The following is a 22,233-nucleotide window of genomic DNA, read 5'->3' as shown; positions in this document are numbered from 1 at the left end:
ACCCTTGGCACACTGATGGGCATGTCCGGACCGGGTGAGCATCCGTCGTCCCTCGAGCACATGCCCCGATCGACCGCCATCGCGGAGGCCGACCCCGCCGGCGGTGTGCTCCGTTACCGCGGCATCGACGTGCGCGACCTCGTCGGCGTCGTGCCCTTCGACCGCGTGTGGGGTCTGCTCGTCGTCGACGACCTCGGCCACCGCCTCCCGCCGGCCGACATCTTCCCCCTCCCCGCCCGCACCGGGGACATGAGTTCCGACGTCGTGAGCGCGCTCGCCTCCGTCTCCCCCGTGTGGGGCTTCGGCCCCCTCCACGACATCGACGACGCGACGGCGGTCGACCACCTCGCGCGGACGTCCGTACTCATGCTGTCGTTCGTCGCCCAGTCGGCCCGGGGGCCGGAGCTGCCGGTCGTCCCCCAGCGTGTCGTCGACGGCGCGGGGTCCGTCGCCGAACGGTTTCTCGTCCGGTGGCGCGGTGAGGCCGACCCGCGGCACGTCGAGGCGTTGGACGCCTACTTCGTCACCGCGGCCGAACACGGGTTCAACGCCTCGACATACACGGCCCGCATCGTCGCCTCGACGGGTGCCGACGCCGCGACGTGCCTCGCCGCCGGGGTGAGCGCGATCAGCGGCCCCCTCCACGGCGGCGCCCCGGCCCGCGTCCTCCGTCTGCTCCACGCCGTCGAACATCTCGACGACCCGACGCCCACGCTCGTCTCCCTCCTCGACTCCGGCCGCCGCATCATGGGGTTCGGGCACAGCGTCTACCGCGCCCGCGACCCGCGGGCCGACACGATCCGCGACGTGTGCCGTCGCCTCGACGCCCCGCTCTTCGAGGTCGCCGCCACCGTCGACCGCACGGCCTCCGCGCTCCTCGCCGAGCGCCTGCCGGGCAAGGCCGTCCACACCAACCTCGACTTCTGGGCCGCGGTCCTCCTGGACCTCGCCGAGGTTCCGCCGAACGCGTTCAGCTCGCTCTTCGCGTGCGCCCGGTCGGCGGGCTGGTCCGCGCACATCCTCGAGCAGAAGCAACGGGGAACCGTCATCCGCCCCTACGCCCACTACGACGGACGACCGCCGCGCGCCGTCTCCGAGGTCACCGGGTGGGACGATCGGTTCTCCGACCCCGACGCAGGAGCACAGCCGTGAGCACCCCCGAGACCACCGTGACGATCCCGCCGCACCTCCTCCCCTCGGACGGACGGTTCGGCAGCGGGCCGAGCCGGGTCCGTCCCGAGCAGGTCCAGGCCCTCGTCGACGCGCGCACCACGCTCCTCGGCACGTCGCACCGGCAGGAGCCCGTGCGGAGCCTCGTCGGCGAGGTCCGCGAAGGGTTCGCGGAGCTGTTCTCCGTCCCCGACGGATACGAGGTCGTCCTCGGCTGCGGTGGCGCGACGGCGTTCTGGGACGTCGCGACGTTCTGCCTCGTCCGCGAGCGGGCCCAGCACCTCGTCATCGGCGAGTTCTCCGCCAAGTTCGCGGCCGCGACGACGACGGCGCCGTTCCTCGCCGAGCCGAGCGTCGTCCGCGCCGAGCCCGGCACCCTCGCCGCCCCGCACGCCGACGACGTCGACGTGTACGCGTGGCCGCACAACGAGACCTCCACCGGAGTCATGGTCCCCGTGGAACGTGTGCCCGGCGCCGCCGAGGACGCGCTCGTCGTCGTCGACGGCACCTCCGGCGCCGGTGGACTGCCCGTCGACCTCACGCAGACCGACGTGTACTACTTCGCGCCGCAGAAGTGTTTCGCCTCCGACGGCGGCCTGTGGTTCGCGATCATGTCGCCCCCCGCCCTCGCCCGCGCCGAGGAGATCGCCGCCTCCGGCCGCTACGTGCCCGCGTTCCTCGACCTGTCCACGGCTATCGCGAACTCCCGCAAGGACCAGACCTACAACACCCCCGCGATCGCGACGCTCGTCATGACGGCCGAACAGCTCCGGTGGATGAACTCCCACGGTGGACTCGACTGGGCCGCCGCCCGCACCGCCGACAGCGCAGCCCGCCTCTACGGCTGGGCGGAACGCACCGAGTACGCCCGCCCGTTCGTCGCCGACCCCGCGGCACGCTCCACCGTCGTCGGCACGATCGACCTCGACGACTCCGTCGACGGCGCCGCACTCGTCGCCACCCTCCGCGCGAACGGGATCGTCGACGTCGACCCCTACCGCAGCCTCGGCCGCAACCAGATCCGCGTCGGCATGTTCCCCGCCGTCGGCCCCGCCGACGTCGACGCCCTCACCGCCTGCGTCGACCACGTCGTCGCCGCCCTCGCCTGAGCCTCCCCCTCGGAGACACCCCGGACACGACGAACGCCGCCCGCCCCGGATCCTGTTGGATCGGGGCGGGCGGCGTTCGTCTCCGGCACCGTGCCGTCGTCGGCGGTGGTGCCGCGGCGTCACCGCGTCAGAAGAGCGGGGCGACGACCACGGCGAGCAACATCGCGACGAGGGCGACGAGCACGACGATGCGTCGGGTTCGAGGGGTCATGACTCCACGCTAACCAGTGCTCAGTGCGGGCCGAGCAGGAGGGTCTTGATGGGGTCGATCGCGAAGTACAGGACGAAGAGCACCGAGATGAGCCACATGAGCGGGTGCAGCGTGCGGGCCTGGCCGCGGGCGATCTTGATGACGACGTACGCGACGAAGCCCGCACCGATGCCGGCGGTGATCGAGTACGTGAACGGCATGAGGACGATCGTGAGGAACGCCGGGATGGCGATGTCGATGTCCGACCACTCGATGCCGACGACCTGCTGCATCATGAGGAACCCGACGATGACGAGGGCCGGGGTGGCCGCCTCGTAGGGCACGACCGCGACGAGCGGGCTGAGGAACATCGACACGAGGAACAGCAGGCCCGTGACGACGCTCGCGAGGCCCGTGCGGGCCCCCTCGCCGACGCCGGAGGCCGACTCGATGTAGGCGGTGTTGCTCGACACGCTGCCCATGCCGCCCGCGACGGCGGAGAGGGAGTCGACGACGAGGATGCGCTGGCTGTTCGGCGGGTTGCCGTCGTCGTCGAGCAGGCCGGCCTCGGCGCCGATGGCGACCATCGTGCCCATCGTGTCGAAGAAGTCGGCAAGCATGAGCGTGAAGATCATGAGGCCGGCGGCGATGAAGCCGAGGTTCGTGAACGACCCGAGCAGGTTGAACTGGCCGAGGAGCCCGAGGTCGGGCAGGTCGAACAGGTGGCTCGGCAGGCGCGGCACGTTGAGGCCCCACCCTGTGGGGTTGACGACCTCGCCGGCGGCGTCGGTCTGGCTGCCGACGTGCACGAGCGCCTCGACGACGATCGCGAGGACGGTGCCGCCGGTGATGCCGTAGAGGATCGACCCCGACACGCCGCGGACCATCATGACGATGATGCCGAGGAGGACGACGACGAAGACGAGCGTCGGCCACCCGGCGAGGAACCCGCCGACGCCGAGCTCGACCGGGGTGGCGGGCGCCTTGCGCACGATGCCCGCGTCGAAGAGACCGACGAGCGTGATGAACAGGCCGATGCCGACGCTGATCGCCGTCTTGAGCTGGGCCGGGATGGCGAGGAACACCGCGCGCCGGAACCCGGTGAGGACGAGGACGAGGATGAGCAGACCCTCGAGGACGACGAGGCCCATCGCATCCGCCCACGTCATCTGCGGCAGCGCGGCGACACCGAACGCGATGAACGCGTTGAGCCCGAGACCGGCCGCGATGGCGAGGGGATAGTTCGCGACGACACCCATGAGGATCGTCATGACCCCCGCGACGAAGGCCGTACCGGCCGCGACCATCGCGAGGTTCGGCTCGCTGCCGCCGCCGAGGTAGGCGCCCGACCCGTCCTTGACGGTGCCGATGATGAGGGGGTTGAGGACGACGATGTACGCCATCGTGAAGAAGGTGGCGAGCCCACCGCGGATCTCACGACCGACGGTGGAGCCACGTTCGGAGATCCGGAAGTAACGATCGAGACCGCCCGAGGGGGCAGTCGTCTCCGTGGTGCTGGACATGGGGCACACCCTATTCGCAGCGGGGACCCAGGCCGGACACGGCGACGAACCACGATGGGCGGCAGCGTGACCCGTCGTGCGCAACGGGGCCCGCGAGCGCCCGTCCGGGGGTGCAGCGTGTCAGCCGACGACGTCGACCGCGAGGTCGTCGACGAGCGGCGAGGGTGCGGAGGTCCGCTTCGACTCGCGCACGTCGGACTCGCTGTGGGCGCCGCACCCGTGGTCGCGGCTCACGACCTTGCCGTCGGAGGGCGACCACGCGTTCGCACACACCCCGAACATCACCCGCAGCGCGCCGGCGAGCGGCACGTAGTAGCCGCACGTCGTGCACATCTCGCGGGACTTCTCGGCGACCTCCGCATGGGGGCCGTGCTCGCCGTCGTACCAGCGCTGCGCCGCCGCGTCCCGCCCCTCGGCCGACAGCACCCGGGCCCGGCCGAGGCCGAGCTCCCACAACGCCATCTGGTCGACGTCCTCCTCGCCGGTGGCCTCGAACCCCGGCTCGAGGTTCTCGTCGTCCTCCTCGTAGGGGAGCACGTCGCCCGGGCCCACGTCGCCCGGCTGGAGACGCTCGACGTACGGCACCCACGCCGGGGCGAGGAGCGCGTCCTCACCGGGCAGCAGATTGGTCTCGCACACCGTCACCTTGCGGCTCCGCGGGATGCGCGTGACGACGACCGCCCACCGCCACCCGCGATACGCGGGCGTCGTGCAGACGAACGAGTGCGTCGCGAGCCGCTCGTCGTCCATCGTCATGCCGATGTAGTCGCCGACCGCGCCGGGCTCGGCGATGCTCTCCGCCGCCTCCCGTGCCAGGTCGACGGCCTCGGCCAACGTCGTGTCCTTCTTGATCGCCATCTCACGCACCGTCGAATTGTCCGGCGACCGCCCGGAGGACGGACGCGACCTTGGCTGCCTCCCGCTTGTCGGGGTAGCGACCCCGGCGGAAGTCGTTCGACGTCTTGTCGAGCAGCTTGATGAGGTCCTCGACGATGACCGCCATCTCCTCGGCCGGTCGGCGACGCTTCGCCAACTGGGCCTCGGCGACCGACGGCAGCGGGTCGAGGACGCGGACGTGCATCGCCTGGGCGCCACGGCGCCCCGCGGCGACGCTGTACTCGAGGCGAGTGCCGGCCTTGAGCGTGGTCGATCCCTCGGGCAGCGCAGCGGCGGGGAGGAACACGTCCTCACCGTCGTCACCGGAGACGAAGCCGAACCCCTTATCGGCGTCGTAGAACTTGACCTTGCCAGTCGGCACTGCTCACCTCGAAGTCGATGGATCACCGGGATCACCCACGCGTCCGCACGGGGGCACCTCCAGGCTAACGTGCCGCGCCGACGCTCGTTCCCGCGCGAGGCCCCGCCACCGCTCCCCGGTCGCCCGCAGGCCGGGGAGCGGCTGCGACCGTCACCGCTGAAGACCGAGGAGGCGGACGGCTTCGTCGCGCATGTCGACCTTACGGATCTTGCCCGTCACCGTCATCGGGAAGCTGTCGACGCAGTGCACGTAGCGGGGCACCTTGTAGTGGGCGAGTCTGCCCGCGGAGAACTCGTCGAGGTCCTCGGCGGTGAGGGCCTCGTGGCCGGGCACGGTGATGATCCACGCCATGAGCTCCTCGCCGTACTTCTCGTCGGGCACCCCGACGACCGAGACGTCGGCGATGGCCGGGTGCGTGTAGAGGAACTCCTCGATCTCGCGGGGGTAGATGTTCTCGCCACCCCGGATGACCATGTCCTTCATGCGGCCGACGATGGCGCAGTAACCGTCCTCGTCCATGACGGCGAGGTCGCCCGTGTGCATCCACCCGTCGGCGTCGATGGCCTCGGCCGTCCTCTCCGGCGCGTTCCAGTAGCCCTTCATCACCGAGTAGCCGCGGGTGCAGAATTCGCCCGTCGTGCCGCGCGGCACGCGCTCGCCGGTGACCGGGTCGAGGATCTGGATCTCGACGTGCGGCATGGCCCGCCCGACGGTCTCCGTGCGGCGACGCATGTCGTCGTCGGCGCGGGTGATCGTCGACACCGGCGAGGTCTCCGTCATGCCATAGCAGATGACGACCTCGGCCATCCCCATGCGGTCGATGACCTTCTTCATCGCCTCCACCGGGCACGGCGAGCCCGACATGATGCCGGTGCGCAGGCTGGAGAGGTCGAAGTCGGCGAAGTTCGGGAGCCCCAGCTCGGCGATGAACATCGTCGGCACGCCGTAGAGGCTCGTGCAGTGCTCCTGCTCGACGGCCGTAAGGGCGGCGACGGGGTCGAACGTCGGCCCGGGGATGACCATGCACGCACCGTGGGAGGTGCACGCGAGGTTGCCCATGACCATCCCGAAGCAGTGGTAGAAGGGCATCGGAATACACACGATGTCCTTCTCGGTGTATGTGAGACCCTCGCCGACGAAGAAGCCGTTGTTGAGGATGTTGCGGTGCGAGAGCGTCGCGCCCTTGGGGAAGCCCGTCGTGCCCGACGTGTACTGGATGTTGATGGGGTCGTGGGGGTCGAGGGAGTCGCTGCGTTCGTGCAGCTGCTCGTCGCTGATCGACTCCCCGCCCGCGAGCAGCTCGTCCCAGCTCGCGTCGCCGATGTAGAACGCCCGCTCCAGGGACGGACGCTTCGCGAGGGTCTGCTCGACCATCTGCCGGTACTTCGACGACTTGTACTCCACCGCCGCCGCGATCATCCGCATCCCCGACTGTTCGACGACGTAGTCGAACTCGTGCGTGCGGTAGGCCGGGTTGACGTTGACGAGGACGACCCCGACCTTCGCCGTCGCGTATTGGAGCAGCGTCCACTCGGGGTAGTTCGGGGACCAGATGCCCATGCGGTCGCCCTTCTCCAGCCCCACGGCGAGGAGTCCCTTGGCGAGCCGGTTCACGTCCGCGCCGAACTCGGTGTACGTCCACCGGCGACCGCTCGGCACGTCGACGAGCGCGGTGCGATCACCGAACCGCGCCACCGTGTTCTCGAGATCGGCGCCGATCGTCTCCTCGATGAGGGGCTTGACGGGTTCGCCCTTCGCGTAGGACAACTCGGTGTTCGACATGTACGGACCTCCGGTCGGGGGTGTGGTCTTCCGCATCATCCTCGACACGGCGGCCTCGTGGGGGCGACGGGACCGACCGGGTCGTCCGACGAACGGGCCGACATTCGCGCCCAGCGGCACCCGCCGCCGTCGTGAGCGGGCCTCGCGAGGTCGAGGCCCGCGCGGGCGGAGCCGTACGGTGGGCGGGTGACCCAGGACGCCGCCGCCCCCACCGGCCGCCCCCGCCGTCTCGACGTCGGGGCCCTCGCCGACGAGCTGCGCGCCTGGTCCGAGGACGACCTCGTGGCGCTCCTCACCGCGCGACCGGATCTCGTCCGTCCTGCACCGACCGACATCTCGACGCTCGCGGCGCGCGCCCTCTCCCCCGCGAGCCTGCGACGGGCCCTCGACCACCTCGACCGCGGGCGTCTCGACGCGCTCGAGGCCGTCGTCGTCGCGGCGGACGACGTGACAGGCGACGCGGTGGGCGCGATGAACGGTGTACGTGGGCCGCGCGTCGGCTCGGCGACCCTCGACGACGTCGCCACCCTCCTCGCCTGCGACCTCGACCTCGCCGTCGACCTTCTCGACGACCTGCGACGACGCGCGCTCGTCCTCCGCGACGGCGAGCTCGTCGTCGCGGCCCCTGCGCTCCTCGACGTCCTCGGACCCGTCGCCGGGCTCGCGCCGCCGCACCCGGACGACGCGTCGCCCACGCTGCTCGCCGAGGCCCGGCCGGACGCCGCCGTCACATCTCCGGGCGACGGCGAGGGCGAGGGCGATGCGGACGCGGCGGGCACCGGCACCGACGGGCGGGGAGCGGCCGTCCTCGACTCGCTCACCGACGACTCCCCGGCGGGCGCGCGCGAGATCCTCGCGCGCCTCACGTGGGGGCCGTCGACCGGCACGCTCGACCCCGACGGGCCGGTCGGACCGGCAGTGCGTCATCTCCTCGCCCGCGGCCTCCTCCGCCTCGAGGACGACGCCGCACCCGGCACCGTCACCCTCCCCCGCCCGGTCGCGCTCGTGCTGCGCGGCGGGCGACTCCACCGCACGTCGCGACTCGATCCGCCGCCCACCACCCCACGACCGGTCCGCGCCGTCGACGCGAGCGCCGGCGCGCAGGCGGGCGAGGCCATCGACCTCGTCGACGAGATCGCCCTCGCGTGGGGTGACGACCCGCCCCGGGTGCTGCGCACCGGGGGCCTCGCGGTGCGCGACCTCGCCGCGACGACGCACCTCACCGGCCTCGACACCCACCTGACGGGGCTCCTCCTCGAGACCGCCCACGCCGCGGGCCTCCTCGGGCGCGACGGCGGCCTCGAACCGGTTTGGGCACCGACGCGTGCCTACGACACGTGGGTCGAGGAGGACGACGCCCGCCGCTGGGCCCGACTCGTGCTCGCGTGGCGCGATCTGCTGCGGGCCCCCGGTCGGATCGGCGGCCGCGGCGAGACCGGGCCGATCAACGCCTTCTCCGCCGACCTCGTCGTGGGCCCGGCGATCCTCGACCTCCGCCTGCGCGTCCTCGGACTTCTCGCCACGCTCCCGCCCGACACCGGGCTCACGGTCGACGACGTCGCCGCCCGGCTCCGGTGGGAATCTCCCCGTCTCCACCCGCGGTTCGTCGAGGAGGTCGCCGGCGACACCCTCGACGAGGCCGAGATCCTCGGCGTCACGGTCGGTGGCGCGATCGGCGCCGCCGGGCGGGCGTTGCTCGACGAGGCGGCGACGCCCGACCTCGAGACGGCGGTCGACGCCCTGACCGCAGCGGTCGTCCTTCCCGCCCCCGTCGACCACGTCTACCTCCAGGCCGACCTCACCGCGATCGCCCCTGGTCGTCTCGACACCCACACCGCGGGATTCCTCCGCCTCGTCGCCGACGTCGAGTCGCGGGGCGGTGCCACGACGTACCGCTTCTCCCCCGCGAGCGTGCGTCGTGCGCTCGGCGCGGGGTGGGAGGTCGACGACGTGCTGCGCGAGCTCGGCGCCCGGAGCCGGACGCCGCTGCCGCAGCCGCTCGAGTTCCTCGTCCGCGACGCCGCCCGCGGGTACGGGGTCGCGCGGATCGGCACGGCGGGTGCGTACCTCCGCAGCGACGACGTCGGTGCGCTCGACGCGCTCCTCGCCCGGCCGGAGGCGGCACCGGCGCGGCTGCGTCGCCTCGCGCCCACCGTCCTCGTGTCGGCCCTGGGGCCGACGCAGCTCCTCGCGCTCCTGCGGGAACTCGACCTCCACGCCCTCTTCGAGGGGCAGGACGGCGAGGTCGTCCCCAGTGGCGCGGCCCCCACGCGGGCGCCCGTGCCGCGGCATTCCCTGCGGCCGTCGACGACACCTCCCGACGTGCGAGGCGTCGTCGCCGCATTGCACGACGGAGCCGCGCGCGGCCCGGCGACCGCGTCGACGGGTGGAGTGCCGCGGACGGATCCGGCGGTGACCCTGTCGCGTCTGCGTCAGGCCGTCTCCGACGGTGAGGCCGTGTGGCTCGGAGTCGTGCAGGCCGAGGGCGAGGTCGTGACCCGACACGTACGGCCGGCGCGTCTGTCGGGTGGGGTGCTCCACGGCCTCGACGCCGCGACGGGCGCGGCCGAGTCCTGGCCGGTGAGTCGGATCACCGGCGTCCACGCGTCCGAGGACGAGCCCGGCGTCTGACGCCTCGGTCGCCGGACCCGCCGGACTCGCTGGACGGACACACCCGAGGTGGGCGCGGGCGGCGACTCCACGGGGAGCTGCCGCCCGCGGGCCTCACCAGATGCGGACGCGGTCGGCGGGATCGAGCCACATGCCGTCGCCGGGCTTGACGTCGTAGGCGTGGACGAACTCGGCGAGGTTGGCGACGATGTTCGCGCGGAGGTCCGACGGCGAGTGCGGGTCGATCGCGAGGAGCCGCTTGGCCTCCTCGGGACGGGCCTTGCCTCGCCACACCTGCGCCCACCCGGCGAAGAGTCGCTGCTCACCGGTGAGTCCGTCGATGACGGGTGCGGAGTCGAGGCCGCCCTCGCCGAGGCTGAGGCGGTAGGCGAGGTGGGCGATGGTGACGCCGCCGAGGTCTCCGATGTTCTCGCCGACGGTGAGGGCACCGTTGACGTGCTCGCCCGGCAGGTCGCGGGGCTCGAGCGCGTCGTACTGCGCGATGAGCTTGCCGGTGAGCTCCTCGAACGCGGCGCGGTCGTCGGCCGTCCACCAGTCGTCGAGGTTGCCGACGCCGTCGTACCGGCTGCCCTGGTCGTCGAACCCGTGCCCGATCTCGTGGCCGATGACCGAGCCGATCGCGCCGTAGTTGACGGCGTCGTCGGCCTCGGCGTCGAAGAACGGCGGCTGGAGGATCGCGGCGGGGAAGACGATCTCGTTCATGCCGGGGTTGTAGTAGGCGTTGACCGTCTGCGGCGGCATGAACCACTCGCCGCGGTCGACGGGCGATCCGAGCTTGCGCCAGTCGCGGTCGGTCTCGAACGCGTGGGCGCGGCGCACGTTGCCGACGAGGTCACCCTCGCGCACCTCGAGGCCGGAGTAGTCGCGCCACTCGTCGGGGTAGCCGATCTTGGGGACGAACGCGGCGAGTTTGTCGAGGGCCTTGGCCTTCGTCTCCCCGCTCATCCACTCCAGGTCGGCGATGTCGATGCGGTAGGCCTCGATGAGGTTGTCGACGAGTTCGACCATGCGCTCCTTGGCCTGCGGAGGGAAGTGCCGCTCGACGTAGAGCTGCCCGACGGCCTCGCCGAGGAGGGCGCCGACGAGGTCGACGCCGCGCTTCCACCGCTGCCGCTGCTGGGGGGTGCCGGTGAGCGTGCGCCCGTAGAAGTCGAAGTTCTCGGCGACGAACGGCGCGGAGAGGAACGGCGCCATCGACCCGACGATCCGACGCACGGCCCACGCCTTCCACTGATCGAGCGGCACCTGGGTGCACGTCTCGGAGAGGCCCTCGAGGTAGCTCGGCTGACGGACGACGATGTGAGTGAGCCGATCGGCGGGCGCGCCGAGCGCCTCGAACCAGGCACGCCACGGCACCGCCGGGGCGCTCTCCTCGAGCTCGGCGAGCGTGAACTTCGTGTACGTCGCGACGGCGTCGCGGCAGCGGACGCGGTCCCAGTGGGCGCCGGCGAGGCGGATCTCGAGTTCGTAGGCCCGGCCTGCGTCGAAGCCATCCGTCGCACCGGCGTCGGCGACGAGGCGGCCCATCGCGGCGAGGTGCCGCTCGTAGGCGCCGCGCAGCTCGGCGTAGCCCTCCTCGCGGTAATAGGACTCGTCGGGCAGGCCGATGCCGGACTGCTCGAGGTGCGCGATGTAGGAGGAGGAGTCGCGGGAGTCGGTGTCGACGAAGACCGCGACGGCACCGCCGACGCCCTCACGCTGGAGTCGACCGAGGACCCGCCACAGCTCGGTGAGGTCGGCGGCGTCGCGGATCGCGGCGAGGTCCGCCTCGACGGGCGCGAGGCCGAGCTCGTCGGCGCGGGCCGCGTCGAGGAACGAGGCGTAGAACGCCCCGACCTTGCCCCGCACGTCGTCACCGTCGGTGTCCGAGGCGCCGTGCCCGGCGTCGGTGGCGACCTCGTCGAGGATGACGCGGACGTCCTCGGCGGCCTTCTCGCGGAGCATGTCGAAGGAGCCGTATCGGCCCTTGTCCTCCGGGATCTCGGTCGTCGCGAGCCAGGTGCCGTTGACGAACCCGAAGAGGTCGTCCTGCGGCCGGATCGAGGTGTCCATCGCCCCGGCGTCGAGGCCGGACCGGGTGTCGCTCGTGTTCTCGCTCATGTCGTCTCCCTCGTCGACGGTCTTTCCCTCACGGTAGCCGTCGCCTCCGACAGGCGCTCCCACCTGGGAGGATCGCCCCTCGGCGCGCGGGAGACGGGGCGCGTCAGGCGTGAGCGGCCTCGAGGAGGCGGGCGAGTTCGCCGAGGTCCTCGATGCGGAGGCCACCGTCGTCGCGGCCGAGCATGGCGACGCGGGCGCCCGCCGCACGGGCGGCCTCGAGGCCGGTGCCGCTGTCCTCGACGGCGAGGCAGTCCTCGATCGGCACGTCGAGCCGCTGCGCACCGAGGCGGTAGCTCGCGGGGTCGGGCTTGCCGACCTCGACGTCGTCGACGGACACGAGGTGGGTGGGGGCGATGCCCGCCGCGCCGAGCCGGGCGCGGGCGAGCGGGGTGTTCGCGTTGGTGACGACGGCCCACGGCAGGCCGAGCCGCGTGCACGTGTCGAGGAGCTCGACCGCGCCCGTCGAGGCGACGACATCGGAGACGTCGTGCGTCTCCCTCTCGAGGTGGGCGGCGTTCTCGGCGGCGACGGTCGCGTCGTCGAGGTCGGGGCGGAAGCGTCGCATCGTCCGATCCCCCGTCGCGCCGTGGCACGCGGCGACGACGACCTCGGGGTCGACGTCGTACTTCTCGGCCCAGTGCCGCCAGGCCCGTTCCACCGAGAGGTGGGAGTCGACGAGCGTCCCGTCCATGTCGAGGAGCAGGGCGCGGACGCCGGTGAGCAGGGGGGATGGGTTCGGTGCGGCCATGCCCCCCAGCCTAGGAACCGGGGCCCCACGCAGCGACGCCGCCACCGCATACGGGTCCACCACGAACATGGGGCGCCGGAGGGCGGACGGTGGGAGCATCGACGACACGGGCGCATCACCTGGTCGGCGTGCCGTGCTCCTCGCGCTCGTGAGCTCTGGGGTCGGTGCGAGTGTCTCCGCCTGCGGGGGCGGACCCGGTGACGACGTCACCGCATCGGCCGGGGCGACGGATTCGTCCACCGCGCCCCCTGTCCCCGCCTCTCCCACGCACGCGTCCCCACGACGACCGACGACGCCACCGGAGGTACCGACGATGATCCCGGCCGATCTCACCCCTCTCCGTGCGACTCCCGGCCCGCTCCCTCCGGCCGGCACCCCCACCGTCGCGAGGATCGCCCTCCCGCCGGGGCGACCGATCACCGCGGCGAGCATCGGCGGTGACGGCGTCTGGGCCACGGACGAGGCCGTCCGCTCGCGCGGGGATCTCATCCCGCGACTCCAGGCGGCCTTCCCCGTCACGGGTCTGTGGCCCATGGCCCTCGAGGATCGCCCCCATGACGACGACTGGCCCAGAGGCTGGCCGTCGCTCGAAGCCGGCCCCGAACCGCGTAGCGCCGAGGAGTTCCTCCACCACGAGTGGGACATGAACGTCGGCCCGGGCTCGGAGTACCAGGACGAGTGGGACGTGGCGTTCCGGCCGTGGCCCGGGCTGCGCACACCCACGACACCCGGCACCCGCGCCCAGCTGAAGGACCGGGCCGTGCGACAACTCCTCGACCAACCCGGGCGTCTCGTCCTCGTCCCGACGCCTCGCCCCGAGGACGTCTTCCTCGTCCTCGGCCCGATGGCCTACAACGGCCGCCCCGGCCCTCGGGAGACGACGGCCGTACTCCGCTCGTGGGGAGACCGCTACGGCGTCCTGCCCGTCGGGTTCTCCTTCGACACGATGGCCCTCGTCGTACGACGCCCACCCCGGAGCCCGGCGGAGGCCCACGGCGCCGGTGTCGAGCTCAAGGCGTTCTGCTCCGACATGTTCACGAACTACGAGACGAAGGACGACGTGACGACCTTCATGACCGACGCGACCACGTGGGAGTTCTGGTGGGACTGAGTGCGGGCCCGCGACGCGGAACGGAACGGGGCCTCGCGATGCCCCGCCGGATCACCGGCCGAGTGGCTTGGTGAAACCGACGTGGCTCGGCGCGAAGCCGAGGTGCTCGTAGAACCGGTGGGCGTTGCCGCGGGCCGTCTCCGAGGTGAGCTGGACGAGGGTGGCGCCATGGCGGCGGGCCTCGTCGAACGCCCACGCGAAGAGGGTCTCGCCGATGCCCTTGCCGCGAAGACTCGACAGGGTGCTCACGCCCTCGATCTGCGCCCGCGTCGTGCCGCGCCGGGTGAGGCTCGGGATGATCGACAGCTGCATCGTGCCGACGACCTGCCCGCCGAGCTCGGCGACGGCCTGGATCTGGCCGTGGTCGGCCGTGATCCGCGCGAACGCCGCCGCGTAGGGCGCGAGGTCGCCACCCTCCACGCGCGCGCCGAGGGGGTCGTCGGCGAGGAGGTCGACGATCTCCTCGAGGTCCTCGATGCGTGCCGGGCGCACCGTCACCTCCGCCGCCGCGTCGTGAGCCGCGCGGGACGGGCCCTGGGCGGAGCCGCGTGGCGCGCCCTGGGTCGGATCCTGCGACGCCCCCTGAGACGCGTCCCGAGGTGGGGCCTGCGGCGGCACCGCCCCGGGAGCGGCCGCGGGTGCCGTCGGCGGCGCGGTCACGGGCCGGTCCCCGCGGGGGTCGCCCTGACCGGGGATGGGACCGACCGTCCTCATCCGCGCGCCCCGAGGGCCCGGACGACGGCGGAGGAGCTGGGGCGGCCGAGTCGTTCGGCCATCCACATGCTCGTCTCGACGAGCTTCTCCAGGTCGATGCCCGTCTCGATGCCGAGGCCGTGAAGCATCCACACGAGGTCCTCGGTGGCGAGGTTGCCCGTCGCACTCTTGGCGTAGGGACAGCCGCCGAGGCCGCCGGCGGAGGAGTCGACGATGCTCACGCCCTTGCGCAGCGAGGCGAGCGTGTTGGAGAGCGCCTGCCCGTACGTGTCGTGGAAGTGCACGGCGATGCGGTCCAGGTCGATGCCCGCACCGAGGAGCCCGTCGAGGACGGCCTCGACCTGGCCGGGGGTGCCCACGCCGATGGTGTCGCCGATGGAGAGCTCGTCGCAGCCGAGGTCCATGAGGCGGCGCGCGACGGAGACGACCTGCTCGGGGGCGACGTCGCCCTCCCACGGGTCGCCGAAGCACATGGACACGTAGCAGCGGACCCACATGCCCTCGGCCTTGGCACGCTCGACGACGGGCCCGAACATGTCGAACTGGCCGTCGAGGGTGTTGTTGAGGTTCCTGGCGGCGAACGTCTCGGTGGCAGAACCGAACACCGCGATCGAGGAGACTCCCGCCTCGATCGCCCGGTCGAGGCCCTTGGGGTTGGGCACGAGGACGGGGCGGGTGCGGACCCGACCGGACTCGCCGAGTTCGGCGAGGAGGTCCGCGGCGTCGGCGAGCTGCGGCACCCACTTCGGCGAGACGAACGACGTCGTCTCGATGACCCCGACCCCGGCGTCCTCGAGGTGCCGCACGAATTCGGCCTTGACGTCGAGGGGGACGATCGTCTTCTCGTTCTGGAGGCCGTCCCGGACGCCGACCTCGTAGATCGTCACGCGGGAGGGAAGCCCCTCCGCAGGCCGGACCTGGGGTGAACGCATCGCAACTCTCCTGACGTCGACGTCGAACGTTGTCGCCCATCCTCCCCGATGTCGGCCTCGTCGGGACGCTGCGTCCCCAACCCCGTCGCGTCGCGTCGCGTCCGTCCGGGCCGTGCCCACACCGGGCCGCGCCCGGGGGCTGCCCGGACGTCGCTTCCCCACGCCGGGGCGCGGTCTCGCCGCCACGCCGCCCGAGGCCGTGCCCCGCACCGGAGAGGCGCCCGCGGAACAACCGGGGGCGCCCGCGCGTTGGGGGTCGTCGTGCCGGGAGCGTTGATCGTCCAGAGCGACAAGACCGTCCTCCTCGAGGTGGACCACGAGGACGCGACGTCCGCGAGGCGGGCGATCGCGCCGTTCGCGGAGCTCGAACGCTCCCCCGAACACGTGCACACGTACCGAATCACCCCGCTCGGGTTGTGGAACGCGCGGGCGGCGGGGTTCGACGCCGAACAGGTCGTCGACGCGCTCGTCACGCACAGCCGCTACCCCGTGCCGCACGCGCTCCTCGTCGACGTCGCCGACACGATGGACCGGTACGGCCGCCTCGCCCTCGCCAAGGACGACGAGGACCGTCTCGTCCTCCGCTGCACCGACCGGCCCGTGCTCGAGGAGGTGCTGCGGCACAAGAAGGTCGCGCCGCTCCTCGGCGAGCGCGTCGACGACCTCGCCGTCCTCGTCCACCCGAGCGAACGCGGGCACCTCAAGCAGGAACTGCTCAAGATCGGGTGGCCCGCGGAGGACCTCGCCGGGCACGTCGACGGCGAGGCACACCCCCTCGACCTCCGCGAGGACGGCTGGTCGCTGCGCCCGTACCAGGAGCACGCCGTCGAGGGGTTCTGGCACGGCGGCTCCGGCGTCGTCGTCCTCCCGTGCGGTGCGGGCAAGACCCTCGTCGGTGCGGCGGCGATGGCGCGGGCGAGGTCGACGACCCTCGTCCTCGTGACGAACACCGTCTCCGCCCGGCAGTGGCGCGAGGAGCTCCTGCGCCGCACCAGCCTCACGGAGAACGAGATCGGGGAGTACTCGGGCGCGAAGAAGGAGATCCGCCCGGTGACGATCGCGACCTACCAGGTGCTCACGACGCGCCGGAAGGGCGTCTACCCCCACCTCGAACTCCTCGACGCCCGCGACTGGGGCCTCGTGATCTACGACGAGGTGCACCTGTTGCCCGCGCCGATCTTCCGGATGACCGCCGACCTGCAGAGTCGCCGCCGTCTCGGCCTCACGGCCACGCTCGTGCGCGAGGATGGCCGCGAGAACGACGTGTTCTCCCTCATCGGCCCCAAGCGGTACGACGCGCCGTGGAAGGAGATCGAGGCGCAGGGGTGGATCGCCCCGGCGGACTGCGTCGAGGTGCGCGTGGCACTGGGCGAGTCCGGTCGCCTCGCCTACGCCACGGCCGACCCCGAGGACCGTTACCGCCTCGCCGCGTGCGCGCCCGTGAAGGAGCAGGTCGTCGAGCGTCTCGTCGCGCGCCACCCGGACGAACCGGTCCTCGTCATCGGCCAGTACCTCGACCAGCTCGAGGCCCTCGCGGCACGCCTCGACGCGCCGCTGCTCACCGGCGAGACGCCGCTGAAGGAGCGCACCCGCCTGTACGAGGAGTTCCGCACCGGGACACTCACCCGCCTCGTGGTGAGCAAGGTCGCGAACTTCTCCGTCGACCTGCCCGAGGCGTCGGTCGCGATCCAGGTGAGCGGCACGTTCGGCTCCCGTCAGGAGGAGGCGCAGCGCCTCGGCCGCGTCCTCCGCCCCAAGGCCGACGGACGCGCCGCGCACTTCTACACGATCGTCACCCGCGACACCCTCGACGCCGACTTCGCCGCCCACCGTCAACGCTTCCTCGCCGAACAGGGCTACGCCTACCGCATCCTCGACGCCGGCGACCTCTGACGGCGGATCGCACCGGCGCCGGAGAACCGCGGACCGGGCCTCGTGCGCGAGGATGCGGCCAGCACGTCACGCCGACCGAGAGGCCCGTCATGACCTACCTCCCGCTGCCGCCGCTGGAGCAGACCCTCGCGCGGTACCAGGAGATCGTCGCGCCCCTCCTCTCGGAGGAGGAGGCGGCGCGCACCACGGAGGTCGTCGCGGAGTTCGCCGCCCACGACGGCCCCCGCGCACAGGAGGATCTCGCCCGTCGTGCCGAGAAGGCGGACGGCGACGGCGCGAGTTGGCTCACCGACCTCTGGTACGCCTCGTACCTCACGACGCGCACCCCGCTGCCGCTCACGAGCAACGTCGGGTTCGGCCTCACGTGGCCCACGGACGACCACGGCCTCGACCGCGCCGCCCGCCTCGCCCACCGGTTCGCCCGCGTCCACCTCCACCACGTCCGCGGTGAGATCGACCCGCAGACCTCCCCGCGCGGCGCCGCCCTGTGCATGCAGCAGTGGCGCTACCTCGCCGGCGGGATGCGTCGCCCCCGCCCCGAGTGCGACGAGCTCCTCCGGGGCTGCGAGGACGCCGCCTCCCGCGAGATCGTCGTCCTCCACCGCGGCCGCGGGTACGCCGTGCAGGTGAGCGACGACGCCGGCCGCGTCGTGCCCCTCGACATGCTCCGTGAGGCGCTGCGCTCCGTCCTCGATGCCACCGGCGCCGACGACGCCCCCACGACGGGGTGGGGGCCGGGCGAGGAGACGCCGTTCCCCGCGTGGTCCTACCTCGGCAGCGACACCGCCGCGCACTACGAGGACGAGGTCCTCGCCGACGCCGACAACGCCGCCGTCCATGCCCGCCTCACCGACGCCCTCTTCGTCCTCTCGCTCCTCGACGACGAGGCCGACGAGGACACCCACCTCCGTGAGACCGGATTCCGCTACGGCGTCGCGTGGCCGTTCAAGCCCGTCACCTACGTCGTCGGGCTCGCCGACCCCTACACCGGGATGCACGTCGAACACACCGTCGCCGACGGGGGCACTGTGCAGGCCGTCGTCGGCCTCGCGCAGGATCTCCCCGACGACCCCGACGTGCCCGACGAGGAGGAGGAGATCGACGAGTCCTCCACCGCCTCCGGGGACGACGGCACCCCGGCCGGCACCGGCGTCGGACGCGTCGAACCGCTCCGGTGGCGCCTCTCCGACGACGTGCGCGCCCGCCTCGCCGCCGACGTCGCCGCCTATGCGGAGGACGAGGCGAGGCTTCGGGTCCGGGTCCTGCGCACCCCGATCGTCGAGACGGGTGGTCGCCGCATGTCGGCCGACGCGCTCCAGCAGTTCGCGATCCTCCACGCCCAGCTCCGCACGTACGGCCGCGTCCGCAGCACGTACGAGTCGGTCGACATGCGCGAGTACCAGGCCGGACGCACCGAGGCGATGCGTCCGGTCTCCCCCGAGGCCGTCGCCCTCGCCCGGGCACTCGTCGACGGGGACGCGACGGCGGAGCTCCTCGACGCGGCCCTCGCCGAGCACAAGCGCCGCATCGTCGAGTGCAAGAAGGGCGAGGCCGTCGACCGTCACCTCCTCGGGCTACGCGTGAGTGCCGCCGAGCTCGGCCTGTCAACGGCGGTGTTCGACGACGTCGCCTACGCCCGACTCACGACCGACTTCCTCTCGACGACCTCCCTCGGCACCGACGAACGCATCCCCCGCTACGTCTTCGCGCCCACGAGCGAGGGCGGCCTCGGGATCGAGTACGGCCGGCGGAGCACGGGCGAGTACGAGTTCCTCGTCATCCACGGCCCCGAACGCGACGCGGACGTCGAGGAGTTCGTCGACGCCCTGCGTGACGGCGTCGCCCGCCTCGCCGACCTGGTCGCCTACACCGACTGACGATCCGCGCCACACGGCGGCACCGGATCTCGGCGCCCCCTGGTGAGGCCTCGCTCAGCGGCGAGGCCGCCACCGACGAACGGCCGTGCGCCACCGACGCCACCACGACGGATCAGCGGGCTCGGCGGGGTGGGTGGGCTCGGCGAAGTCGGTGGGCTCGGTGGGGTCGGCGACTCCCGTGGCCGTCTCGGAGGGCGTGGCCGTCGCCGCGGTCGCACCTCGTTCCGACGCGCCCGGACTCCCGGCCCCGGCACGGTCGTCCTCGAGGGTGGGAGTGTCGGCGAGGAGCGCTCTCGTGTACTCCTCGCGCGGATGGTCGAGCACCTGGGCAGTGAGACCGGACTCGACGACCCGTCCGTGGTGGAGGACGAGGACCCGGTCGGCGATCGTGCGCACGAGCGCGAGGTCGTGGGTGACGAACACCATTGCGAGGCCGTGCTCGTCCTTGATGCGGGTGAGCAGGTCGACGATCGACGCCTGGATGGAGACGTCGAGCGCCGAGGTGATCTCGTCGCACACGAGGACCTCGGGTCGGGCCGCGAGGGCGCGGGCGATCGCGACGCGCTGGCGTTCGCCGCCGGAGAGCCCGCCCGCCCGCTTGCCCGCGGTGGCCTCCCGCAGCTGGACGGAGTCGAGCAGCTGGACGACCCGGGTGTGGGCCTCGTCCCCCCGGGCGATGCCGAAGAGGGCGAGGGGGCGGCGGAGGATCTGCTCGACGGTGCGTCGCGGGTTGAGCGAGGCATAGGGGTTCTGGAAGACGTACTGGATCTTCTGCCGTTGCTGCTGCGTCCGGCGACGTGATCCGCTGGCGAGGCGGTCACCGCGATAGGTGATGGCCCCCTCCCACTGGTCGTGGAGTCCGCCGATCGACCGGGAGATCGTCGTCTTGCCAGAGCCGGACTCGCCGACGAGGGCGACGACCTCCTGTTTCGCCACGTCGAAGCTCACGTCGTGGACGACGTGGGTGCCTCCGTAGAAGACGTCGAGGCCCTCGACCGCGAGGACGATCTCACGCTCCGCCTCGGGATCGGTGTCGTGGACGAGCCGGTCGTCGGGGTCCCACGTGGGGAGGGAGTCGGTGTGGAGGCAGGCGGCGGTGTGCCCGGCCCCCACGTCGAACGGCGGCGGGTCGGTGCGGGCGCACTCCTCCGTGGCGAACTCGCATCGGTCGTGGAACCGACACCCCGACGGGCGTGAACCGGGCGGGGGTGTGCGGCCCGGAATGCCCTGGAGCGCGACCGGCGCGTGGAGCCGCGGGATCGCCCGGAGCAGCGCCCGCGTGTACGGGTGCGAGGGACGGTCGAAGATCGCCTGCGCAGGCCCCTCCTCGACGAGGCGTCCGGCGTACATCACGGCGACGCAGTCGGCGATGCGGGCGACGACGGCGAGGTCGTGGGTGACGTACAGCGCGGCGACGGAGTACCGGTCGCAGAGATCCTGCAGCGTGCGCAGGACCATACCCTGGGTCGTCACGTCGAGGCCGGTCGTCGGCTCGTCGAGCACGAGGACACGCGGCCGTGGCAGGAACACCATCGCGAGGGCGACCCGCTGCACCTGCCCGCCGGAGAGCTGGTGGGGGTAGCGGCGGAGGAACTCGTCGTCGGCGGGGAGCCCCACCTCGGGGAGGATCTTCCGGATGGCCGCGTCGCGCTCGCTCGGCGACCCGAGGTCGTGGAGGTCGAGGAGCTCACGCAGCTGCGCGCCGATGCGGTGGGCGGGGTTGAGTGCGGAGCTCGGGTCCTGCGGCACGTACCCGATGACGACGCCGCGGATGCGACGCACCTCGACCTCACTCATCTCTCGGATCTCGTGGCCGCCGACCTCGACCTCGCCACCGGTGAGGTGGGCGCCGGTGCGGGCGTACCCGAGCAGGGCGGTGCCTGCGGTCGTCTTGCCGGAGCCGGACTCGCCGACGAGGCCGACGATCTGCCCGGGCACGAGGGTGAGGTCGACGCCATCGACGACGTCGACGCCGGAGGTGAGGCCGACGGTAAGTCCGCGAACGGTGCAGACGGGGCCGTCCGCCGGGGTCCGGGAGGTGGTGGCGTCGAGCGTCGTCATGACGTCCCCTTCGCGGCGAGGTCGCCGAGCCCGTCGGCGATGAGGTTCGTGCCGATCGTGAACACGGCGACGAGGATGACGGGCGCGAGCACGCCCCACGGCTGGACGAGGAGCGCGAGACGGTTCTCGTTCGTCATCTGGCCCCAGTCGGCGGCGCCGGGATCGGTGGCGAAACCGAGGAACCCGATGCCCGCGACCATGCCGATGGAGTACGTGAGCCGCAGGCCCGTCTCGGCGAGCAGCGGCACGACGAGGTTGGGGCCGAGCTCGGAGACGGCGATGCGCCACTGCGACTCGCCCATCGCCTCGGCCGCGGCGACGAAGTCGCGGGTGACGTACGTGAGCGCCACGCCGCGCGCCACCCGCGCCACGCGGGGGATGTGCGCGAGGGCCACGAGGAGGACGATCATCCACCACGTCGGCTGCGACACGGCGGAGAGCACGACGAGCGCGAGGAGGATCTGCGGGAACGCGAGGAGCACATCGGCGGACCGCATGACGGCCTCGTCGAGCCAGCCGCGCGCGTACGCGGCGACGACGCCCGCGAGTGCGCCGATGAGCACACCGAGGATCGTCGCGAGCACCGAGATGAGGAGCACCGAACGTCCGCCGTGGAGCACGCGCGTCCACACGTCCTGGCCGAGGTAGTCGGTGCCGAGGAACGAACCTGCCATGGTGAACGGGCGGCCGACGATCTCCTGTTCCCCGTAGGGCGCGATCCACGGCCCGAGGAGGGCGAGGAGCACGACGGCGAGGGTGAGCACGGTGCCGAGCAGGATGCGGGGCTCCCGGAGCGGTCCGGCGAATCGGGTCCTCATGCCGCCATCCCCGTCCGTGCGCGGGGCAGGAGCAGGATCGACAGGACGTCGGCGACGAGGTTGACGACGACGTACGCCGCGGCGATGAGCATCGTGAGGGCCTGCACCATCGGGAAGTCGGAGTTGCGCACCGAGTCCACGAGCGTCGCTCCGATCCCGGGATAGTTGAAGAGGTACTCGATGAGGACGATGCCGCCGACGAGCCACCCGAGCTGCAGCGCCGTGACCTGCACGGTGGGCACGATCGTGTTGGGGAGGACGTGGCGCCACAGCACCCGCCCCTCGGGGACGCCCTTGAGGCGCGCGAGTTCGGCGT

17 protein-coding genes are annotated in these 22,233 nt (G+C 72.4%); 6 read left to right on the top strand and 11 right to left on the bottom strand.

Features of this window, described 5'->3' with window-relative positions; genetic code table 11:
- Positions 1 to 21: 21 nt before the first annotated feature.
- Both MOPEL_RS10430 and serC read left to right on the top strand, forming a co-directional pair.
- Complete coding sequence (locus tag MOPEL_RS10430) at positions 22 to 1,152, top strand: citrate synthase 2 (RefSeq protein ID WP_245544766.1); 1,131 nt, start codon at positions 22 to 24, stop codon at positions 1,150 to 1,152.
- Complete coding sequence (serC, locus tag MOPEL_RS10425; protein ID WP_009482869.1) at positions 1,149 to 2,279, top strand: phosphoserine transaminase; 1,131 nt, start codon at positions 1,149 to 1,151, stop codon at positions 2,277 to 2,279. The genes MOPEL_RS10430 and serC overlap by 4 nt, the downstream gene beginning before the upstream one ends.
- A gap of 231 nt (positions 2,280 to 2,510) precedes the next feature.
- Here the strand turns inward: serC and MOPEL_RS10420 are convergent, their stop codons facing one another.
- The 4 genes from MOPEL_RS10420 to MOPEL_RS10405 form a co-directional block, all read right to left on the bottom strand.
- Positions 2,511 to 3,992, bottom strand: coding sequence for an NCS2 family permease (locus MOPEL_RS10420; protein ID WP_009482868.1), 1,482 nt, complete (start codon positions 3,990 to 3,992; stop codon positions 2,511 to 2,513).
- Between the two features lie 120 nt (positions 3,993 to 4,112).
- Complete coding sequence (locus MOPEL_RS10415; RefSeq protein WP_040634052.1) at positions 4,113 to 4,850, bottom strand: DUF3027 domain-containing protein; 738 nt, start codon at positions 4,848 to 4,850, stop codon at positions 4,113 to 4,115.
- 1 nt (position 4,851) lies between these two features.
- Positions 4,852 to 5,250, bottom strand: coding sequence for a cold-shock protein (locus MOPEL_RS10410; RefSeq protein ID WP_009482866.1), 399 nt, complete (start codon positions 5,248 to 5,250; stop codon positions 4,852 to 4,854).
- A gap of 150 nt (positions 5,251 to 5,400) precedes the next feature.
- Positions 5,401 to 7,032, bottom strand: a complete 1,632-nt coding sequence (locus MOPEL_RS10405) for an AMP-binding protein (RefSeq protein WP_009482865.1) — start codon at positions 7,030 to 7,032, stop codon at positions 5,401 to 5,403.
- Positions 7,033 to 7,218: 186 nt separating this feature from the next.
- Here MOPEL_RS10405 and MOPEL_RS10400 point away from each other — a divergent pair, with 186 nt between their 5' ends.
- Positions 7,219 to 9,663, top strand: coding sequence for a helicase-associated domain-containing protein (locus MOPEL_RS10400; RefSeq protein ID WP_009482864.1), 2,445 nt, complete (start codon positions 7,219 to 7,221; stop codon positions 9,661 to 9,663).
- A gap of 93 nt (positions 9,664 to 9,756) precedes the next feature.
- On the opposite strand, the gene MOPEL_RS10395 is transcribed toward MOPEL_RS10400, so the two are convergent.
- Positions 9,757 to 11,763, bottom strand: a complete 2,007-nt coding sequence (locus tag MOPEL_RS10395; RefSeq protein WP_009482863.1) for a M13 family metallopeptidase — start codon at positions 11,761 to 11,763, stop codon at positions 9,757 to 9,759.
- 103 nt (positions 11,764 to 11,866) lie between these two features.
- On the bottom strand, positions 11,867 to 12,511 hold the full coding sequence (locus MOPEL_RS10390; RefSeq protein WP_009482862.1) for an HAD-IA family hydrolase: 645 nt from the start codon (positions 12,509 to 12,511) through the stop codon (positions 11,867 to 11,869).
- 313 nt (positions 12,512 to 12,824) lie between these two features.
- On the opposite strand from MOPEL_RS10390, the gene MOPEL_RS10385 reads away from it, so the two are divergent.
- A complete protein-coding gene (locus tag MOPEL_RS10385) occupies positions 12,825 to 13,622 on the top strand; it encodes a DUF4253 domain-containing protein (RefSeq protein ID WP_009482861.1) in 798 nt (265 codons plus the stop codon).
- A 51-nt stretch (positions 13,623 to 13,673) separates the two neighbouring features.
- On the opposite strand, the gene MOPEL_RS10380 is transcribed toward MOPEL_RS10385, so the two are convergent.
- Both MOPEL_RS10380 and MOPEL_RS10375 read right to left on the bottom strand, forming a co-directional pair.
- Entirely contained in the window at positions 13,674 to 14,114 is a 441-nt protein-coding gene (locus tag MOPEL_RS10380) for a GNAT family N-acetyltransferase (protein ID WP_009482860.1), read from the bottom strand.
- Positions 14,115 to 14,332: 218 nt separating this feature from the next.
- A complete protein-coding gene (locus MOPEL_RS10375; RefSeq protein ID WP_009482859.1) occupies positions 14,333 to 15,268 on the bottom strand; it encodes a hydroxymethylglutaryl-CoA lyase in 936 nt (311 codons plus the stop codon).
- Between the two features lie 261 nt (positions 15,269 to 15,529).
- Here MOPEL_RS10375 and MOPEL_RS10370 point away from each other — a divergent pair, with 261 nt between their 5' ends.
- On the top strand, positions 15,530 to 17,161 hold the full coding sequence (locus MOPEL_RS10370; protein WP_009482858.1) for a DNA repair helicase XPB: 1,632 nt from the start codon (positions 15,530 to 15,532) through the stop codon (positions 17,159 to 17,161).
- Positions 17,162 to 17,250: 89 nt separating this feature from the next.
- On the top strand, positions 17,251 to 19,038 hold the full coding sequence (locus MOPEL_RS10365; protein ID WP_009482857.1) for a choline/carnitine O-acyltransferase: 1,788 nt from the start codon (positions 17,251 to 17,253) through the stop codon (positions 19,036 to 19,038).
- A 54-nt stretch (positions 19,039 to 19,092) separates the two neighbouring features.
- On the opposite strand, the gene MOPEL_RS10360 is transcribed toward MOPEL_RS10365, so the two are convergent.
- From MOPEL_RS10360 to MOPEL_RS10350, 3 genes are all read right to left on the bottom strand, one after another.
- Positions 19,093 to 21,099: an ABC transporter ATP-binding protein gene (locus tag MOPEL_RS10360; protein WP_009482856.1), complete on the bottom strand. Its 2,007-nt coding sequence runs from the start codon at positions 21,097 to 21,099 to the stop codon at positions 19,093 to 19,095.
- A complete protein-coding gene (locus tag MOPEL_RS10355) occupies positions 21,096 to 21,917 on the bottom strand; it encodes an ABC transporter permease (protein ID WP_009482855.1) in 822 nt (273 codons plus the stop codon). Before MOPEL_RS10355 ends, MOPEL_RS10360 begins: the two co-directional genes overlap by 4 nt.
- Positions 21,914 to 22,233 (bottom strand): ABC transporter permease subunit (locus MOPEL_RS10350; RefSeq protein WP_040634047.1); only part of this gene is annotated, 320 nt, incomplete at its 5' end. The genes MOPEL_RS10355 and MOPEL_RS10350, both read right to left, overlap by 4 nt.

The sequence above is a fragment of the Mobilicoccus pelagius NBRC 104925 genome (genome assembly GCF_000247995.1).
Taxonomy (GTDB): domain Bacteria; phylum Actinomycetota; class Actinomycetes; order Actinomycetales; family Dermatophilaceae; genus Mobilicoccus; species Mobilicoccus pelagius.
The sequence above is the reverse complement of the archived record's forward strand: the minus strand, read 5'-3'. Positions and strand labels throughout refer to the sequence as shown.

Excerpts from the sequence above, each read along its gene's own strand:
- MOPEL_RS10430 (WP_245544766.1), top strand. The coding sequence starts at position 22 with ATGTCCGGACCGGGTGAGCATCCGTCGTCCCTCGAGCACATGCCCCGA.
- MOPEL_RS10420 (WP_009482868.1), bottom strand. The coding sequence starts at position 3,992 with ATGTCCAGCACCACGGAGACGACTGCCCCCTCGGGCGGTCTCGATCGT.
- MOPEL_RS10415 (WP_040634052.1), bottom strand. The coding sequence starts at position 4,850 with ATGGCGATCAAGAAGGACACGACGTTGGCCGAGGCCGTCGACCTGGCA.
- MOPEL_RS10405 (WP_009482865.1), bottom strand. The coding sequence starts at position 7,032 with ATGTCGAACACCGAGTTGTCCTACGCGAAGGGCGAACCCGTCAAGCCC.
- MOPEL_RS10395 (WP_009482863.1), bottom strand. The coding sequence starts at position 11,763 with ATGAGCGAGAACACGAGCGACACCCGGTCCGGCCTCGACGCCGGGGCG.
- MOPEL_RS10390 (WP_009482862.1), bottom strand. The coding sequence starts at position 12,511 with ATGGCCGCACCGAACCCATCCCCCCTGCTCACCGGCGTCCGCGCCCTG.
- MOPEL_RS10385 (WP_009482861.1), top strand. The coding sequence starts at position 12,825 with ATGATCCCGGCCGATCTCACCCCTCTCCGTGCGACTCCCGGCCCGCTC.
- MOPEL_RS10375 (WP_009482859.1), bottom strand. The coding sequence starts at position 15,268 with ATGCGTTCACCCCAGGTCCGGCCTGCGGAGGGGCTTCCCTCCCGCGTG.
- MOPEL_RS10365 (WP_009482857.1), top strand. The coding sequence starts at position 17,251 with ATGACCTACCTCCCGCTGCCGCCGCTGGAGCAGACCCTCGCGCGGTAC.
- MOPEL_RS10360 (WP_009482856.1), bottom strand. The coding sequence starts at position 21,099 with ATGACGACGCTCGACGCCACCACCTCCCGGACCCCGGCGGACGGCCCC.
- MOPEL_RS10355 (WP_009482855.1), bottom strand. The coding sequence starts at position 21,917 with ATGAGGACCCGATTCGCCGGACCGCTCCGGGAGCCCCGCATCCTGCTC.